Annotated in this window: 19 protein-coding genes, 1 tRNA gene and 1 pseudogene; 14 read left to right on the top strand and 7 right to left on the bottom strand. The window is 33.2% G+C overall.

Going from position 1 to position 17392, the window contains the following annotated elements; translation table 11 throughout:
• The first annotated feature begins 3 nt into the window (after positions 1–3).
• Complete coding sequence (locus OZP08_RS07035; protein WP_281323315.1) at positions 4–570, top strand: hypothetical protein; 567 nt, start codon at positions 4–6, stop codon at positions 568–570.
• Positions 571–702: 132 nt separating this feature from the next.
• On the opposite strand, the gene OZP08_RS07030 is transcribed toward OZP08_RS07035, so the two are convergent.
• Positions 703–918, bottom strand: a complete 216-nt coding sequence (locus tag OZP08_RS07030) for a hypothetical protein (RefSeq protein WP_268848924.1) — start codon at positions 916–918, stop codon at positions 703–705.
• A 148-nt stretch (positions 919–1066) separates the two neighbouring features.
• Between OZP08_RS07030 and OZP08_RS07025 the strand changes: the two genes are divergently transcribed.
• The 5 genes from OZP08_RS07025 to OZP08_RS07005 all read left to right on the top strand — a co-directional run bounded on the left by OZP08_RS07025 (position 1067) and on the right by OZP08_RS07005 (position 6656).
• Entirely contained in the window at positions 1067–3301 is a 2235-nt protein-coding gene (locus OZP08_RS07025; protein ID WP_281323314.1) for an RHS repeat domain-containing protein, read from the top strand.
• 7 nt (positions 3302–3308) lie between these two features.
• On the top strand, positions 3309–3836 hold the full coding sequence (locus tag OZP08_RS07020) for a hypothetical protein (protein WP_268848921.1): 528 nt from the start codon (positions 3309–3311) through the stop codon (positions 3834–3836).
• A 188-nt stretch (positions 3837–4024) separates the two neighbouring features.
• The gene (locus OZP08_RS19700) at positions 4025–4828 is read left to right on the top strand and encodes an RHS repeat domain-containing protein (RefSeq protein ID WP_349293465.1); all 804 of its coding nucleotides are present in this window, start codon (positions 4025–4027) and stop codon (positions 4826–4828) included.
• Between the two features lie 510 nt (positions 4829–5338).
• The gene (locus OZP08_RS07010; RefSeq protein ID WP_281323313.1) at positions 5339–5596 is read left to right on the top strand and encodes a hypothetical protein; all 258 of its coding nucleotides are present in this window, start codon (positions 5339–5341) and stop codon (positions 5594–5596) included.
• Positions 5597–5759: 163 nt separating this feature from the next.
• A complete protein-coding gene (locus OZP08_RS07005) occupies positions 5760–6656 on the top strand; it encodes an alpha/beta hydrolase (RefSeq protein ID WP_281323312.1) in 897 nt (298 codons plus the stop codon).
• A gap of 247 nt (positions 6657–6903) precedes the next feature.
• Here OZP08_RS07005 and OZP08_RS07000 read toward each other — a convergent pair whose 3' ends face one another.
• Positions 6904–7887 carry a DDE-type integrase/transposase/recombinase gene (locus OZP08_RS07000; protein ID WP_281323311.1) on the bottom strand — a complete coding sequence of 328 codons (984 nt, stop codon included), beginning with the start codon at positions 7885–7887 and terminating at the stop codon, positions 6904–6906.
• Between the two features lie 12 nt (positions 7888–7899).
• Positions 7900–8139 carry a hypothetical protein gene (locus OZP08_RS06995; protein ID WP_268848915.1) on the bottom strand — a complete coding sequence of 80 codons (240 nt, stop codon included), beginning with the start codon at positions 8137–8139 and terminating at the stop codon, positions 7900–7902.
• Between the two features lie 122 nt (positions 8140–8261).
• Here OZP08_RS06995 and OZP08_RS06990 point away from each other — a divergent pair, with 122 nt between their 5' ends.
• The 8 genes and pseudogenes from OZP08_RS06990 (at position 8262) to OZP08_RS06955 (ending at position 12948) form a co-directional block, all read left to right on the top strand.
• Positions 8262–8846: an ATPase gene (locus OZP08_RS06990; RefSeq protein ID WP_268848914.1), complete on the top strand. Its 585-nt coding sequence runs from the start codon at positions 8262–8264 to the stop codon at positions 8844–8846.
• Positions 8833–8979: a hypothetical protein gene (locus tag OZP08_RS06985; protein ID WP_281323310.1), complete on the top strand. Its 147-nt coding sequence runs from the start codon at positions 8833–8835 to the stop codon at positions 8977–8979. The genes OZP08_RS06990 and OZP08_RS06985 overlap by 14 nt, the downstream gene beginning before the upstream one ends.
• A gap of 189 nt (positions 8980–9168) precedes the next feature.
• Positions 9169–9579 carry a hypothetical protein gene (locus OZP08_RS06980; RefSeq protein WP_268848913.1) on the top strand — a complete coding sequence of 137 codons (411 nt, stop codon included), beginning with the start codon at positions 9169–9171 and terminating at the stop codon, positions 9577–9579.
• A gap of 2 nt (positions 9580–9581) precedes the next feature.
• Positions 9582–10013, top strand: coding sequence for a hypothetical protein (locus OZP08_RS06975; protein ID WP_281323309.1), 432 nt, complete (start codon positions 9582–9584; stop codon positions 10011–10013).
• 208 nt (positions 10014–10221) lie between these two features.
• Positions 10222–10677 carry a TPM domain-containing protein gene (locus OZP08_RS06970; protein WP_281323308.1) on the top strand — a complete coding sequence of 152 codons (456 nt, stop codon included), beginning with the start codon at positions 10222–10224 and terminating at the stop codon, positions 10675–10677.
• Between the two features lie 286 nt (positions 10678–10963).
• Positions 10964–11254: pseudogene (locus tag OZP08_RS06965) on the top strand (MerC domain-containing protein); the annotation flags it as partial.
• 99 nt (positions 11255–11353) lie between these two features.
• Positions 11354–11572: a GDCCVxC domain-containing (seleno)protein gene (locus tag OZP08_RS06960; protein ID WP_268849453.1), complete on the top strand. Its 219-nt coding sequence runs from the start codon at positions 11354–11356 to the stop codon at positions 11570–11572.
• A gap of 473 nt (positions 11573–12045) precedes the next feature.
• The gene (locus OZP08_RS06955; RefSeq protein WP_281323307.1) at positions 12046–12948 is read left to right on the top strand and encodes an alpha/beta fold hydrolase; all 903 of its coding nucleotides are present in this window, start codon (positions 12046–12048) and stop codon (positions 12946–12948) included.
• A gap of 115 nt (positions 12949–13063) precedes the next feature.
• Here OZP08_RS06955 and OZP08_RS06950 read toward each other — a convergent pair.
• From OZP08_RS06950 to ftsA, 4 genes are all read right to left on the bottom strand, one after another.
• Positions 13064–13137: transfer RNA gene (locus OZP08_RS06950), tRNA-Arg, on the bottom strand.
• 80 nt (positions 13138–13217) lie between these two features.
• Positions 13218–13667 (bottom strand): GatB/YqeY domain-containing protein, encoded by a 450-nt coding sequence (locus OZP08_RS06945; RefSeq protein ID WP_281323306.1) that lies wholly within the window; start codon positions 13665–13667, stop codon positions 13218–13220.
• Positions 13668–13936: 269 nt separating this feature from the next.
• Positions 13937–15904 carry a cell division protein FtsZ gene (gene ftsZ, locus OZP08_RS06940; RefSeq protein ID WP_281323305.1) on the bottom strand — a complete coding sequence of 656 codons (1968 nt, stop codon included), beginning with the start codon at positions 15902–15904 and terminating at the stop codon, positions 13937–13939.
• 96 nt (positions 15905–16000) lie between these two features.
• Positions 16001–17389 carry a cell division protein FtsA gene (gene ftsA / locus OZP08_RS06935; RefSeq protein WP_268848909.1) on the bottom strand — a complete coding sequence of 463 codons (1389 nt, stop codon included), beginning with the start codon at positions 17387–17389 and terminating at the stop codon, positions 16001–16003.
• Between the last annotated feature and the right edge of the window lie 3 nt (positions 17390–17392).

The following is a 17392-nucleotide window of genomic DNA, read 5'->3' as shown; positions in this document are numbered from 1 at the left end:
AAAATGAAAAAGTGTATTTTTATTATATTTTTAGTATCAATTTTTTCTTCTTGTGTGGAAAAGAAAGAGATAATATCAAATGAAGTTATAAATAAACTATCAGAAGGAAGTTATAAAATCCCTTCTAAATTTGGAAATTTAGATCTATTTGTTCTGTCAAAAAACCAGCAAATAATTATAACGAATGCTGATTATCTAAATTATGTATACAATTATCATTATAAATCAATATTCAAGAGTTATAACGAATTTTTATCAGATGTTTTAAATCACAATATTCAGCTCAATACAACTGTTTTTGATAACATTCCGTATAAAATTTTTAAATTGAGTAAAACGATTGAGAATGAATATAAGGACCAAACGTTTGAAACTTTTTTTAAAAAATATAGTAAAAAAGAAGATTTTGAAAAAGGCTCTTATATCTTGAATATTTCAAAAGAAACATCTCCGAATGAAATTATGACTATATCGTACTATTTTTATTTAAATGGTTATCAAGTTGTAAGGAATGACTATTTACCAAAATATTTAGTAATTAAAAGAGAGGAAATTATGGGTATTGAATAAATCGGTAGTATTTCAAAGTTAGTAATATGCGGTTTTATATTTCTAACGTATTGAAAAATATCAATAATTTAAATAAAGGATAAAAAGAAGAAACCTCGCGAAATGCGAGGTTTTTTTATGGGCTTCGTTAAATTATTTTTCCCATCCACACAATTCTTTATAGCCAAGTTCGTTTGCCTCTTTCAAACTAACTTTTCTAACCTCATGTGTACATTGATTTAGACCTCTACAGTTAGTAGTAAGATGATATTTACTGGCTGTTTTACTAATACATATATAAACACTATCAGTATTATTCTTTGGAAGACTGGATAAAACAATAAAAATTGAAGTAAATAATACTTTCATAATGAATATAATTTTAGATAATTAAATTTAAGAACTTACATCGAAACTAAATATACAACTTACTAATAACAAAACCTTTAATTAAAGAAGTTTTAATTTTTAGAATAATATAAGAACAGTTCCTACTACGATAGAAGGACAAAACGTTTTGGCTAATGCCAAAGGTCTTGCTACGGGCAGTTGGACAAGAGTACTTACATCATCAACTGAAAATTTGGGTGAGACTACCTCTACCTTTTATGACAGCAAAGCCAAACCTATACGCAGTTATACCCAAAATCATTTGGGAGGTTATAGCTATACGGACAGTAAACTGGACTTTACCGGTAAACCGTTCTATACCATAACCAAACACAAACGTGCCACTGGTGATGCAGAACTTGTCGTAAAAGAAGATTTCACTTATTCTCCGCAAGGGCTTTTGCTCACACACACTCACCAGATAAATGGTGGAGCAATCCAGCTATTGGCAGCCAATACCTATGATGATTTGGGGCAACTAAGCAGTAAAAAAGTAGGGAACAACAGCGGCACGCCATTGCAAAAAGTAGATTACAGCTACAACATTAGAGGCTGGCTTACGGGGATAAACAAAATTATCAATTTGCAACAAGATACAGACCCTAAAGATTGGTTTGCTTTTGCGATAAACTATAACAAGCCTACCACTACTGCCGGTGCCAAATCGTTGTATAATGGTAATATAGCCGAAATATTCTGGCTATCTAACTCTGATGGCACATCACGTTCCTATGGGTATCAATACGATGATCTTAATAGATTGAAAAAGGCCATTTACCAAAAACCCGGGGAAAACATTCCGGTTTCGGGAGCTTATAATGAGAGCTTGAGTTATGACAAGAATGGTAATATCCTATCACTACAAAGATTTGGTGGCAGTGATGCACCTTCCATAATTTTCCAGATAGATGATTTAACCTATGATTACAGCAATGCGAACTCTAACCAACTTACCAAAGTAACTGACAGCCCTGCGGGCAATGATAGTCAGGGTTTTATTGATGGTAACAAAACGGGTGATGATTATAGTTATGACGCCAATGGGAACATGATTACGGATAAAAACAAGAACATTACCGCGATTGTGTACAATCATTTGAATCTTCCTGCTAAAATAACTTTTGGAAGTGGGAATTTTATTGCATATATTTACGACGCAACTGGGATAAAAGTAAAGAAAACAGTAACTGTATTATCACCTGCGAGCACAATAGTTACGGATTATTTAGGTGGTGGGTTCCAGTACGAAAACAATGTCTTGAAATTTTTCCCAACGGCGGAAGGTTATGTAGAACCTAACGGAAGTTCTTATAAATATGTGTTTCAGTACAAAGACCATTTAGGGAATGTTAGATTGAGTTATGGGGATGCTAATGGCGATGGGACTATTACCAATAATGAGATAATAGAGGAAAGTCACTACTACCCTTTTGGGTTAAAACATCAAGGATATAATTCTGTGGTTACTTCAACAAATCCAGCACAAAAAAGACTTTTTGGTGGAAAGGAATTGCAGGATGAATTGGACTTAAATGTTTATGATTATGGAGCGAGAATTTATACTCCTGATAGACCAGGATTTTGGCAAATTGATCCGAAAGCCGAAACCTCAAGACGTTTTTCTCCTTATGCATATGCAATGGATAATCCAGTTTATTTTATTGATCCTGATGGGATGGAAGCAACAGATTGGTATAAAGACTTGAAAGGTGTGATGCAGTTTGACCCAAAAGTACAATCACAAAAAGACCTCGGTAATAAAGGCACTTACGTTGGTGATACTGACAAACAAACTACTGCAAGTGGCGGTACTGCGGATTTTAGAAAAGACGGAAGCATAATGTATTCAAATGAAAAGGATGCTTATTCAAGAGTAATGAATAATACTAAAGCTACTGGTAGAGAACAACTAGCGGTGATTGGAGACAAAAGTGCTTTGGTATTGCCTGACTATAATAATTCACGTTCAGAAGGAAATGGTGGTGGAATGGGGTATTCATATAAAAATGGAAATCTACAGGACCCAGTAACAGGAAAAGAATTTAATACCATTGGAACCGTACATGCACACATGAGCGGTAATGGTCCTTCCGATTATACTGGAGATGGCTGGGGCGATTTGGATTTTGCACGTTCCTCCACACCCAACAAACCAGCGTTTGTAATGCAAAATGAAAAAGGAACGGACGGCTTGAGTGTTATTTTTGCTTCGCCATATGCAAAAGGAACTCCTGTAAATTATAGAGTTATGGATTTAACTCAATCAATGCCTAATATAAATGCAGATAACATCCAAAAAGGCAGCACAAGTTTGCGAAACTTTGCAAAATCTGTTGATTGGAAAGGAATGCTTAAAAAATAAACGATATATGAAACCAACTATTATTAATATTTTTATTATTGCAGTTATAATCTCTTGTAATAAGCATCAAGAGGATATTAAAACTTTTGCTTTAGAACCAAATAAAGCAATGTCCAAAGTATTAGACAGTTTCGTTAAAGTAAATCCTTGTGAAAATTGTTTTAATGAAATTTACATCGATAAACAAGACCCACACAATTACACAACAATTGTTTATTCGGGGAAACAGTCTTTGACGAGAGAAGAAAATTTAGACAATCAACAAGAGTCTTTGAATACAATTAAAACTTCAAATGGTACAATATTCAAAATTTACACAGGAATTGAGCATTATTTTAAAAATCCAACAACTGGTAAAAGTAAAATTTCCGATACAGCACAATACGACAATAGAAAAACTATTATTTGGGTAGTGAAAGACAGTTTTGGTAAATTAACCATCGCAAAGCGAAATTTTGCTTATCCATTTATGCCACTACCAAAAAAGGAAATCGATATTAGGGATTTTATAATAAATAAAGATACAATTAAGTAATCAGGTAGTATTTTAGAGTTAATGATATGCGATTTTATATTTTTAACACATTGAAAAAGAACAATAGTTCAAAGTAATTTAAATAAAGGATAAAAAGAAGAAACCTCGCGAAATGCGAGGTTTTTTGTAAAATGTTTAGTTATCTTTACGACTCGACGGGGATAAAAATACGGAAAACTGTCAATTCTTTGTTACCAACACCAACTGTTACTACTACCAATTATTTGGGAGGGTTCCAGTACTTAGACAATGTATTACAGTTTTTCCCAACGGCGGAGGGTTACGTAGAACCTAACGGAAGTTCTTACAAATATGTGTTCCAGTACAAAGACCATTTAGGTAATGTTAGATTGAGTTATGGGGATGCCAATGGTGATGGAACTATTACTAATAGTGAGATTATCGAGGAGAGTCACTACTACCCTTTTGGGCTCAAACATCAAGGGTATAATTCTGTGATTACTTCTACAAATCCTGCACAAAAGTATAAGTATAATGGGAAGGAGCTGCAAGACGAACTGGGGCTTGGGATGTACGATTATGGGGCAAGGCTTTATGACCCTGCGAGAGTAGGTTGGAGTAATATTGACCCATTAGCGGAAAAAATGAGAAGATATAGCCCATATAATTATTGTTTTGATAATCCATTACGTTTTACTGACCCGGATGGAATGAAACCAAATGATATTATTGTACTTAATGCTCCAAAAGGAGCAACTAATGTAAACGGTGTTTACGCAGGACACAATGCTGTTTTAATAGGAAATGATAAAAAGGGATGGACTTTTGTATCCAAAGAAGGTAGGGATAAATCCCCTTGGTATTCCAATGAAGTAACTGGGGGGCCATCAAAAACCAAAGAACTGCATTTTGATACAAAAGCAGATTATGACAAATGGCAAAAAGAAAAAGCTCCCGAATACACTCAAGAGGCTCGTTTTAAAACAGATGAAAAAGCATTAAATGCAGCACGAGATGAGTCAGAAAGTTGATATCAAGTCGCTTCAAGCAACTGTGCTGATGTACCGAGTGCCGCATTAGAGGCTGCTGGATTAGACCCTGGCACAGAGACAAAAACTCAAGGTAAAACAGAAATGGAATACAAAACAATGAGTCCACTTCCGAATGATAGATACAAGGCAACCGTTGCAAATAATAAAGACAAAATTGTTAATCAAAAAGTTGACGAAAATTTAAATAAGAAAAAAGATGAAAAAAAAATAGTTCAAAAATTTTATTGTTATTGGGGATTGTGTTACTCTTTTTCGCTATAAAATCACTTGATTATTTTTTTGATTTTGAAAAGAAAGTTTCTCATTTTTCTGAAAACATAAGTGAGTCAAAAAAAAATAATCTTTTTGTTAGTAACTTAAAATTATACCAGCAACATTCTTTTACGAATCCTCAACTTTTTAAAGTTTTAAACTTACAAGGTTGGATAGAAAAATCTGGTGATTATAGAGGTAGTAAATTGGAAAACATAAGTGATAAATATTTAAGTATTGTTTTTTGAAATTGATTTGCAAAACAATTACGAATTAAATAAAGATAGTTATGGAAAAACTTGGGCAATATATTATGAAGAACAAAATAGTATTGAAAATATAACATCAACTGCTGATACGAAACTAAGATGTCAATTTACAACCAGTAATAATTCTTTAGGTGAACAGATAGTTTTGAAAATCAAAAAAATTAAAAATAAAACTAATACAAAAGAGACTAATGTTGTAGGAACGCTAGTATTGGAAGGTAATTAATTATCAGAAAAACAATCTGTTTAGATATCGGCATTTAGTAAAGGGATGGGATGGGCGCACAAACAACGTGTCCATCCTTTTTCTTTTTCCATAAAATACAATTAACATTCCTATATTAGCAGTAAGTAAAAAAACACAAGTACGCCATTTAACTTTTATACAAATGAATAAAGAATTGATGTTTGCAAATGACCTTAGAACTTCGTATAGGTCTATGATACCGTTAGCAGGTAAGCCAGATTTAGAATGTGATATAAATACTATTACTATTCCAACCACAGATTCAGAATATAATATACCCGTACATTTGTATATCCCAAAAAATGTTGAAGTAGGATTATTACCCATAGTCGTTTTTGCTCATGGTGGGTGTTTTGTTTCGGGAGACTTGGAAACACATACAGTTTTAGTTCATACCATTGCAAGTAATACTCAAGCAATCGTAGCCTATGTTGATTATCGTCTAGCTCCTGAATACCCTTTTCCAACAGGATTAAACGATTTTTATACAGCATTAGAATGGATTTCAGCGAATGCCACTACAATTGGAGCTGACCTACATAAAATTGCGGTTTGCGGGGACAGTGCTGGGGCTAATCTTGCCACGGTGGCAACTATGATGACAAGAGATAAAAAAGGCCCACAAATTGTCGGACAATGGCTAATTTATTTATATGCGGCTAGTTTAGAAATGAATACTGAATCATGGAAAGAATTGGGAAATACCAATTTCCCAAGTAAAGATGTATTTGTCAGTAGTTTGAATTGCTATATACCTGAAGGAGTTCGTTCGGATTTACCGTATATAGCTCCTTTAATTGGTAATCATGAAAACCTTCCGCCAGCTTTTATTCAGGTAGGTGAATACGACCCATTGTTAGATGAAAATATAGATTATAATCAAGCATTATTACAAGCTGGTGTAAAATCAGAAGTTCGGGTATATGACAAACAGAATCATGGTTTTGTTCAGTTTTTTAAAAATAGTGAGCAAAATACTGAAGGCTTAAATGCATTGAATGATGGTGTTGAATTTTTAAAATCAATATTTAACAGGTAATTCTAGACAAAATAAAAGTAGTTTTCAAAATTGAAAACATTCCGTAAATGGATGGCATGGGCGCATTGCAACGTCTAAAACACTTTTATAAAAACGTGTTCCTTATAAGGTATTAACTATTATTTTTGATTATTTAATCTAATAATACATTTTTAAAAACCTGTTAGTAGTAAAAACTATTAACAGGTTTTTGTTTTAGTTTAATTTGCACATTTCTTACAGCGATTTAAGTTATTTTGAGTAATTCTTAGTTTTTTTGCTTACCAAAATGCATAGTATAATTAGAAGAATTGATAGGTTTTCCTGTATGCGTTTCAAAAGGAGTATTACCAAGTAAACTTCGTTGTGGACGAATAGTACAATAAATAAGTATGTCTTCTTTTAATGCTTTTTCTAATTGCATTCCATTTTCTAGATTTCGAGGCCGTAAAAATTGATTTTTAATCACTTTGTTAAAAGCCTCAATCATAGAATTAGATTCAGGAATATCTTTTTGGGCTATGGTATGAATTATTTTATGTCCAGAACTCAAAACAAAATTTCGCACCGTGTTGTTTACATTTTCTATGCCACCGTCAGTCACAAAATTTAAGAATTCTAAGTTAGGATGCTTTTCAAACGCACTTTGGAGAAGTGATTTTATAATTTTTGGTTGTGAACTGCTCGCCACTTGATACTCTAAAACCATTTTAGAATAATGGTCAATTAAAAAATGAATGTAGTGCTTAACCCCATCAGCAGTTTTAAAAATAGTGACATCGGCACACCAAATTTGATTTGGTTTTGTACTTATTAATGGACTGTATTTTGGTTTTCTATACAAATACCTTCCGTTTTTAAAACCCAGCAGTTTAGAATATTTGTAGAAAGTAGCTAATCCAAATGAAAAATCGTTGCTTCTAAGTCCTAAATAATACAAAGAAGCTTTTGACCAAAACTGATAGTTTCTATTTTCAAAATAATCTTTAATTTTAATTACTTCCGTTTTCAACAATTGATTTGGATGACGTTTTACACACCATTCAAAATAAGAAGCAGTGCATTTACTTAAAACTAATGTCTTGTAATTTTGATAAGTAGCTCTTGATATGTTGAATATTTTGAGTGCAACATTAACCGAAACAAAAGGTTTTAATTGTTCAATTGCTTCTACTTTTTTTTCTTTATTGCTTACAACCGTATTCCTAATTCCTTTTATTTTGCTAATAAAGGGATGATAGGTTTCAGACAACTTGAAATAGGTTTAAAGTATTTTTTTTGCATTTCTTGATTCACCAGTTTGTCTGATGAGCTCGAGTTCATCTTTAATGAATTTTGCAACTTCGCAGCCTAAATATTTATCGTCCGATTCATTCGACCATCTGTGGATATTGGTTTTTGGGATTTGATTTTGAATTTCTTTTGGCAAATTACTGTAAAGTCCGTATCTGACATAGTACTTCACACTGGTGTCCCATGAAATACGGATGTTTTTGTATGACATTGTTTTTTGCAAATATATTTTAATTTTTTTAAACTTAAAACAGACGAATAATTGTTTGACTTATAAAAAACAATCAAAATAATTGTAATTTATGAAATCAGAAATTGATTACCTTTGTGCTAATGAGTAAGAACCTTTATATAATCGCAGGTTGCAACGGAGCAGGAAAAACAACAGCTTCTTTCACGATCCTGCCAGAGATACTAGAATGTAAGGAATTTGTAAATGCTGATGAGATTGCCAAGGGCTTGTCGCCATTTCAACCCGAAAAAGTTTCATTTGAAGCGGGGCGTATAATGCTCCACAGGATTAATGAGCTTTTGGAAATTGACGAAAACTTTGCTTTTGAAACCACTCTAGCCACGAGAAGCTATAAATCAAAAATAATCGAAGCCCAGAAAAAAGGTTACAACGTTATGTTATTGTTCTTTTGGTTACAAAATGTGGATTTGGCTATTGAAAGGGTTAAGAGCCGAGTACAGGAAGGCGGGCATAATATTGAAACCGAAGTTATAAAACGCAGGTACATAAACGGAATAAGAAATTTATTTGATATATATTTGCCAATAGTTAATGAAACTATGATTTTTGACAACTCGGGTGGTAAGCCTGATTTATTAGCGGAAAAGACTTTAGAAACAGATATTGACGTTATCAACGAAATAAAATTTGATAAACTAAAAGCATATTACAATGAAAGCGTATAAAAGAACATCGACCCAGACCAAGATTTTGGAAAGCATGGATAAGGTTTACGAGAAGTTAGTCGAGTACAAAAGAAAAACGAATAGCGAGTTAGTTATCTTACAAGACGACAAAATCGTTAGGGTAAAACCATAAAAAATTACGCTTGGTCAAGCCTCTTTCCAAATGAAAACGTAACCAAGCTACAGAAAATACCAAAGCTCCCAATCAGGAGCTTTTTTTATGTCTATACGTAAGAATTTCTATTTACTATTTAGGAAAATAACCAAACTAAAGCTACTTTCGTAACGTAGAAAAGCTCTTTGAACAAGCTGATATTTGTAAATGTTTTGCTACTCATATGTGTATGAGTTAGATTTCCAGGAACGCACAAGTAATATTTCAATAGGTCAAACATATCAAGATAAAGGAGTTGCAAAAAGTGTAGACAATGATGCTGGAGGAGGAGTAACATTAAAAAAGACTTTAACATCAACTGACTCTAAGACAGGTGAAACAAAAGTAACTAAGGAAGCAGATGTTATAATATCAGGGAATCCAAATCCAAATTTACAAGACAAAAATGGAAATCCTCTAGCAGATAATCCTGCAGATATATTAGTACACGAATTAGTTGGGCATGCAATTCCTCACATTACGAAAACTGATACAGGAAATGCAGTGGACAATGAAAACAAAGTAAGAGCAGAACAGCAAACACCAGAAAGAAAACCGGAACCATTACACAAAGAATAGATATGAAAATAAAAATTATATTACTTAGCATACTAATAAATTTTAGTTGCTATAAGCAATCTGAAAAAGTTGAAAAAAACATTAAAGACAATGTTGTTAACCAAAACAAAACAGATAATAAAATAAGCGGTACATGGCAAATGTGCAAGTCTATTGACAAGGGGACAGAAATAGCATATAATGTTTGTCCTATCATCACATTTTTTTCAGATGGAACAGGAACTATTGAAACTGCTGATAAAAAAAAATCGCAATTTACGTATTCACAAAACGATAATAAGATTGATTTTACTTTTGCATCAAAAATAGATTTAGAAAGATTTTTTTCCAATATAACTAGATTTGAATATATTATTGAAAAGAAGAAATATATAGAAACACTTACATTAATCCATGGTGATTATCAATGGATTTTAAGTAGGGAAAATAGGTAGTGTTTCAGAGTTAGTGATATGCGGTTTTATATTCCTAACATACTGAAAAAGACAATAATGATAGTGTTTCAGAGTTAGTGATATCCGATTTTACATTTCTAACGTATTGAAAAGAACAATAATAAAAGTAATTTATTAATGAATGAGCAATAATACTCATTCATTTTTATGGTAGTGTTTCAGGTGGAAGTTTTTAAATTTAAAAAAAATGAAATCAAATAAACTTAGCTTTTTCATATTTCTGTTATTAATATTAGAAATTATTTTTCCCAACTATAGTGTATCACAAAATGTAGAGATTAGAGATAAAATAGATACTATGTCAGTATATGACTATGAAGCCATTTTATCAAGTAACGAGAAGAAAGTTTTAGAAGAAACAATTTTAAAATTTAAAAAACATACTCCAAAAGATATACTAATTGCTACAACTAATTCTATTGGGCCTATGAAAGACATACAAGAATATGCTACTTATCTTAGGGAAGTATATACTAAAGATACTAATAATGAAGAAATTGTAGTTATAGCCATTAGCAAGACATTAAGAAAGATAGGTATATCAACTAGTGATAAATCAAGACAAATTGTAAGTGATAAAATATGCGAAGAAATTATAAATCATAAAATGATACCAGAATTTGCAAAAGGAAACTTTTTTTAGGCACCAAAGATGGTTTATATGAGTTAATTACAAGATGGAAATAGTTACCTTTTTTGATAGTCTTTCAGAGTTAGTGATATGTGATTTTATATTTCAATCGTATTGAAAAAGAACAATAGTTCAAAGTAATTTAAATAAAGGATAAAAAGAAACCTCGCAAAACTGCGAGGTTTTTTGTGTTTTATTTTATCATGATTTACTTTTCTTTTTAGTATAAATAATCAGTTGTTAGGCAGTTTGCCAAATAGTAACTAGGTTTGCATAAACAAATCATACCACACCCTAAATGAAAAATAGTATAACCAATAATATTGACAAGCTTGGAACAAGTGGTCTTTTCATAACTGCTATTTTCTCTCCTTGCTGTTTTCCTCTTTTTGCATTCGGTGCTTCTGCCCTAGGACTTGGAAGCTTTGAACTTTTTGGCGGTTGGACAATGTGGGTTTTTCAAGCAATGGTTTTGATTTCGCTCGTTGGGCTTTTCATTTCTTACCGAAAGCATCGATCTGCTTATCCGTTCCTAGTTGGTGTTCCTAGTGCTTTTTTAATATTCTACGGGTACTATTTTGCCAATGATGGTGCTTATTTTATTTATGCAGGGATGTTTGGGTTATTTGTCAGCACGGCAATAAATTATTACCAAAACAAGCTTCACGGAGATTGTGATACATACACTATCTATAACGGTAAAGAAGTTGAATTGGAATCAACAATTACCTGCCCTACTTGTGGACATAAGAAAACGGAAATCATGCCAACAAATGCTTGTGAATTCTTTTATGAATGTGAGAACTGCAAAACAAGATTGCGACCATTAGATGGGGATTGTTGTGTATATTGCAGTTACGGAACAATAAAATGTCCGCCAATTCAGGTAGGAGAAAATTGCTGTTAGAGAGATGGTGCTGAATACATTAAGTAGTGTTTCAAAGTTAGTGATATGCAATTTTATAGTTCTAACGCATTGAAAAAGAATAACAATTAGAACTGGAAATTCTATTGTTTATATTACACGATTGGATGACTAAAAAATACTTTATCTACACTAATACAAACCCTCGTTTATAATTTTCGCTGTTAACTTCCCACTAAAATTCATTGGGCAGTGAAAGGCGTTTTTTTACACCTACACCAAAACTTAAGGCGTGAAGATTATGCAAAACTTACATAATTTTCACGCCTTAAATATTTTGCAATTACAACCTCCTTTGCACAAAATTTGGATATGAATCCTTTCATGCTATTTAGTTTTTCAAAACAGTAAATTTATGCTCTGCAGCTATTTAAAATAGGTACGGATTCATAAATCAGAACTTTAGCATGGCAAATAATACTAATATTTGCATGAAATTTAATTAAATAACCAAAATGCTATTGACAATCTTTAAAGAAAAATCCAAAACGCATAATCTCAATAGAGTTACAAAAAACAGGTTATTATATCTTTTAGCAACTATCATTTCTACCGTTTCCATAGTCTCTTGCTCCGGTGATGATAAAAAAGTTACTCCGGAATATTCAGGAACAGCTGTAGATCTGGGAACTCATAAACTCATAGCATACTCTTCATCTAAAAAATCAAAATATTTAGTTGTTTTTGAATCTGGTCATGGTAATGATCATACATGCTGGTATAGCACCGGAAAATCATCTAAAATCGCATCAATATCTAATTCTTTGGGTTCAGATATCTTATTATATGATAGAGCTGGTTATGGAAAGTCAGGAATTAATACTGAACCCAGAAATATAATTAAATTAAGGACAGAACTTGAAAAGGTGGTGAATAAATTTGCAAACGGCAGAAAAATTGTGCTTGTAGGACACTCTTTAGGAGGTTTGATCATTAGAGATTATGCTATAAAAAATCCTAAAAAAGTTGCAGGCTTAGTATTTGTTGATGCTTCACACGAAAAATACAATCATTTTTCACAATGCCAACTAAACTCGTTTTATAATTGCTATAAAAGTACTTATGGTGCAAATTCAGGCATAACCCAAGAAAGTCTGCAATTGATTGAAGACTTTAAATATATGGCAGAACTACCTAATTTACCTGACGTTCCGGTTGTTGCTATAACGAGTATAAAAACTGATGATGAACACAATATAGCCGATAGACAACTATGGTACGACTCCAAGGAATCTCTTAAGGCTGGAGTGACTGATTTCACACATATTACAACCGCAAAATCAGGACATTTTATACAACTTGATGAACCTAAACTCGTTTTAGAAAACATCAAACAATTGCTATCAAAACTTCCTTAAGATAAACGACTAACGTCAATTCCTTTACTATCGACAGATCTATTTAGTCAACAATAAAAAACAGCCAAAAAAAAGCCTGCAAAATTAATACTTTGCAGGCTTTCCAATTTTATAGTGACCGCGGAGGGGTTCGAACCCCCAACCCTCAGAGCCGAAATCTGATATTCTATCCAGTTGAACTACGCGGTCAGTATAATTGTAGATTTTTGAATTCAGATTTTAGATTGCTGATTTGAAATCTAAAATCCGAAGTCTAAAATCTTAAATTATTATACCAATAATTTCTTCACGATGGCAGAAATGGTTTTACCTTCAGCAGTTCCTCCTAATTGAGCCGTTGCCAATCCCATTACTTTACCCATTGAAGCGATTCCTGATGCACCAGTTTCTGCAATTATCTTTGCAACCACTGCTTCAACTTCAGCCTCACTTAATTGGGCTGGCAAGAATTTTTCGATTACAGCTACTTGCGCCAATTCTGGCTCAGCCAAATCCTGACGATTTTGCTCTGTAAATATTCTCGCGCTTTCCTTACGTGTTTTAACTAATCTTTGAAGTAATTTTATTTCATCATCAGCTGAGATTTCTTCTTTTGAACCTGAAGCTGTTTGTGCCAATAAAAGTTCTGATTTTATAGCTCTTAAAGCTTCTAATGCTACTGTATCTTTGGCTTTCATGGCACTTTTAATCTCGTCCATGATTTGTGCTGATAAACTCATATGTTTTAGATTTTAGATTGTTGAATTTCGATTTTAGATTTGCTTTCCTACATAAAGTTATCCTAATATAGGCAACTCCTGAAGCTATATAAATCCATTAAAAAATTAGCATTCCTCAAAAATCCTGCTATGTAAAGCGGGATAAGGCCTGCAAATTTAGAAAATTTTACTCGCATTAACAAGCGCCATATTTTATGCTTTTAACACAAAAAATAACCCGAAAATTAAATTGAATTTTCGGGCTATCTCAAAAATGGCTTGAGTTGTTGTTAATCTACATTATCATGCAAATAAGAATTATTGGAACGTAATTGTAAATCATTATTACTGTCTGTCCCAACAGATATTCTTGAATTTGCATTATTGTTTTGTGAACTCGATAAATCGATACCAAATCGCTTGTAAGCCGGCTCTTTTTCTAACTCATCGACTCTTGAAACATTATCATGAAACTTATAATTAAAATCTTTTAATTTTTTTCTTCTTTCTTCTGCTCTAAATCGTAAAGTCTCCTCTATTGTCATATCAACAGGAGAATTATTAGCCAATGCTGGTGCCTCTTCGATTGGAGTGACAACTTGTTTCATTGTAATGTTTAATTCTGCAGGAATCACTTCTTCCTCCACAACTTTTGCCGCTGGCTTACAATCTAACAAATCATTCTCTACCTCCATATATTCTTCAAGAGAATATTTTATTATTCCGTTATCAGACAACTCTGTTACCGGAACAAATTGTACTGGCTGTACCACTTTTATATCACGGGTTTCGTTTGTAAGTTCAAACAAAATCTCATTCTCTTGTCTTACTGGCGCTTGTGGCTGTAAAGGCTCTGATCTTTGTAAAGGCGTATCAAAACTAAAGATAGTTTGCTCTTGTTTCTCTTCAAAACGAATTGGTTCCGGTTGTTTTACCTCTCTTACTTGCTCAGCAGCAGGATTGGTTATAATAAAATCAATCTCTTTTATAGGAGAAACAATTTCGAAAGTCACATCTAGATTTTTAATAAATTCAGACATAACCATTAATTCATTTTCATCTATAGAAGCAATTACCGGTTCCGGAATTGCAACTTCGTCTTCCATTAAGTCGAAAACTATTCTTTCAGCAGTGGTATCACTAGCTGTTGTTACTTCGCTATTAAGGCTAAAACCAGCTACAGTATTATTTGACAAATCAAAAACCCCTCTTTGTTCATCTTCTAATGTGTGTATGATTTTTTTAGGCTCAACATTTACGATTTCATTTTGTTGTTCAACATCAAAACCAGTAGCAATAATCGTAACTGCAATAGCATCTCCAAGGGCTTCGTCTTCACCAACCCCCATGATGATATTAGCATTTGATCCTGCTTCTGACTGGATATGTTCGTTGATTTCAGCAATTTCATCAATAGTAATTTCATTAGTCCCAGAAACGATAAGCAACAATACGTTTTTGGCTCCAGTGATTTTATTATCATTCAAAAGCGGAGAATCTAAAGCCGCGATGATTCCTTCTTTGGCTCTATTTTCACCAGAAGAAACAGATGATCCCATAATAGCGGTTCCACTATTATACAATACAGTCTTAGCATCACGCAAATCTATATTTTGAGTATAGTGATGAGTTATTACTTCAGCAATACCTCTAGAGGCTGTTGCCAAAACTTCATCAGCTTTTGAAAATCCTGCTTTGAACCCAAGATTTCCATATACTTCTCTTAATTTATTATTATTGATTACAATTAATGAATCAACTTGCTTACGCAATTTTTCGATTCCAATAAGAGCTTGTTCTTGACGTACTTTCCCCTCAAACAAGAATGGTAAAGTAACAATCCCAACAGTAAGAATGTCTCTTTCTTTAGCTAATTGTGCAATAACTGGTGCAGCTCCGGTTCCGGTTCCTCCACCCATACCTGCGGTTATAAAAACCATTTTGGTATTGCGGTCCAATACTTTTTCAATTTCGGACACACTTTCTATAGCTGATTGATGACCTACATCTGGGTTTGCTCCAGCTCCAAGACCTTCTGTTAAATTAACACCTAGTTGAATTTTATTCGGCACGGCGCTATTATCCAGTGCTTGGGAATCGGTATTACAGACGATAAAATCTACGCCTTTAATCCCTTGTTTAAACATATGGTTGATGGCATTACTACCACCTCCACCTACTCCGATAACTTTTATTACATTTGATTGATTCTTTGGTAAATCAAATGAAATGCTTCCAAATTCTGAGTTGCTTGACATAATATGGGGTTTTGAAATTTAATTAATTTTAATTTTTACTACTCTTGGCTTGGGGCAAAAAGGAGAATCGATAACTTATTCTATTCTTGATAATACTTACTCTGCGTTATCCAAAAAATCTTTAATCTTATCCACATATTTATCAAAAAAGGATCTTCTTATTTTGTTTTCAGTCGATTCTTCTTTGGTATGACTTTGCTGGAACACTTTTTCAGGCTCCACGTATACTTCTTCTTTTACTTCCACAATCGCCTCGATCACTGGTTCTCTGTAAATCACTTTTTCAGGAACTATCGTCGCTTGCATTCTAACTGCACTTTGTGTTTTATTCTCTATACTATTCATTACTAACCCTACCGCTGTAGCATATAATGGGCTTGAAATCTCTACATCCGAATTGCCTGCCAAATGCTCATTTGGATAACCAATTCTTGTGTCCATTCCTGTAATATATTCTACCAACTGCTTAATATGCTTTAACTGTGCTCCTCCTCCGGTAAGTACAATTCCTGCAATTAATTTTTTGCGGGGATCCTCATGTCCATAAGCTCTTACTTCTGTAAAAACCTGCTCAATAATTTCTACTACTCTCGCATTAATTATTTTTGACAGATTCTTTAATGAAATCTCTTTTGGCTCTCTGCCTCTTAATCCCGGAATAGAAACAATCTCATTGTCTTTATTTTCTCCTGGCCAAGCTGAACCAAATTTCACTTTTAATAATTCGGCTTGCTTTTCTATGATTGAACATCCTTCTTTGATGTCATCAGTAATTACATTTCCTCCAAAAGGTATAACTGCTGTATGACGAATGATCCCATCTTTAAAAATAGCCAAATCGGTAGTTCCTCCTCCTATATCTATAAGTGCAACTCCCGCTTCTTTTTCTTCCTGACTTAAAACCGCATCCGATGATGCCAATGGCTCCAGTGTTAGTCCTGACAATTCTATCCCTGAACTTTGGATACATCTTCCAACATTTCTGATAGATGATGCTTGTCCTACAACAACATGAAAACTACTCTCTAGTCTTCCTCCATACATACCTATTGGTTCTTTTATATCAGACTGCCCATCTATTTTAAACTCTTGTGGCAATACATGAATAATTTCCTCTCCTGGTAGCATGGCTAATTTATGAACTTGATTAATCAATAAATCAATATCATTCCCGCCTATTACTTCTTCAGGATTACTTCTACTAATGTAATCACTATGTTGAATACTTCTGATGTGTTGTCCGGCAATACCAACGACTACATCTTTAATTTTATAACCCGAATTATTTTCGGCTTCAAGAATTGCCTGTTGTATTGATTGAATCGTTTGTGTAATATTATTCACTACGCCTCTTGCAACACCTAAACTTTTGGATTTTCCTACACCCAAAATTTCCAGCTTGCCATACTCGTTCTTCTTGCCAATCATGGCAACAATTTTAGTCGTCCCAATATCTAGACCTACCGCAATATTCTCTTTTTCCATTTT

It is taken from the genome of Flavobacterium aestivum (assembly GCF_026870175.2).
Taxonomy (GTDB): domain Bacteria; phylum Bacteroidota; class Bacteroidia; order Flavobacteriales; family Flavobacteriaceae; genus Flavobacterium; species Flavobacterium aestivum.
Note: the sequence above shows the minus strand (reverse complement) of the source record. Positions and strands in the feature narration are given on the sequence as shown.

Coding starts and splice junctions, on each gene's coding strand:
- OZP08_RS07035 (WP_281323315.1), top strand. CDS start 4: ATGAAAAAGTGTATTTTTATTATATTTTTAGTATCAATTTTTTCTTCT.
- OZP08_RS07030 (WP_268848924.1), bottom strand. CDS start 918: ATGAAAGTATTATTTACTTCAATTTTTATTGTTTTATCCAGTCTTCCA.
- OZP08_RS07020 (WP_268848921.1), top strand. CDS start 3,309: ATGAAACCAACTATTATTAATATTTTTATTATTGCAGTTATAATCTCT.
- OZP08_RS07005 (WP_281323312.1), top strand. CDS start 5,760: ATGAATAAAGAATTGATGTTTGCAAATGACCTTAGAACTTCGTATAGG.
- OZP08_RS06995 (WP_268848915.1), bottom strand. CDS start 8,139: ATGTCATACAAAAACATCCGTATTTCATGGGACACCAGTGTGAAGTAC.
- OZP08_RS06990 (WP_268848914.1), top strand. CDS start 8,262: ATGAGTAAGAACCTTTATATAATCGCAGGTTGCAACGGAGCAGGAAAA.
- OZP08_RS06985 (WP_281323310.1), top strand. CDS start 8,833: ATGAAAGCGTATAAAAGAACATCGACCCAGACCAAGATTTTGGAAAGC.
- OZP08_RS06980 (WP_268848913.1), top strand. CDS start 9,169: ATGTTTTGCTACTCATATGTGTATGAGTTAGATTTCCAGGAACGCACA.
- OZP08_RS06975 (WP_281323309.1), top strand. CDS start 9,582: ATGAAAATAAAAATTATATTACTTAGCATACTAATAAATTTTAGTTGC.
- OZP08_RS06970 (WP_281323308.1), top strand. CDS start 10,222: ATGAAATCAAATAAACTTAGCTTTTTCATATTTCTGTTATTAATATTA.
- OZP08_RS06955 (WP_281323307.1), top strand. CDS start 12,046: ATGCTATTGACAATCTTTAAAGAAAAATCCAAAACGCATAATCTCAAT.
- OZP08_RS06945 (WP_281323306.1), bottom strand. CDS start 13,667: ATGAGTTTATCAGCACAAATCATGGACGAGATTAAAAGTGCCATGAAA.
- ftsZ (WP_281323305.1), bottom strand. CDS start 15,904: ATGTCAAGCAACTCAGAATTTGGAAGCATTTCATTTGATTTACCAAAG.
- ftsA (WP_268848909.1), bottom strand. CDS start 17,389: ATGGAAAAAGAGAATATTGCGGTAGGTCTAGATATTGGGACGACTAAA.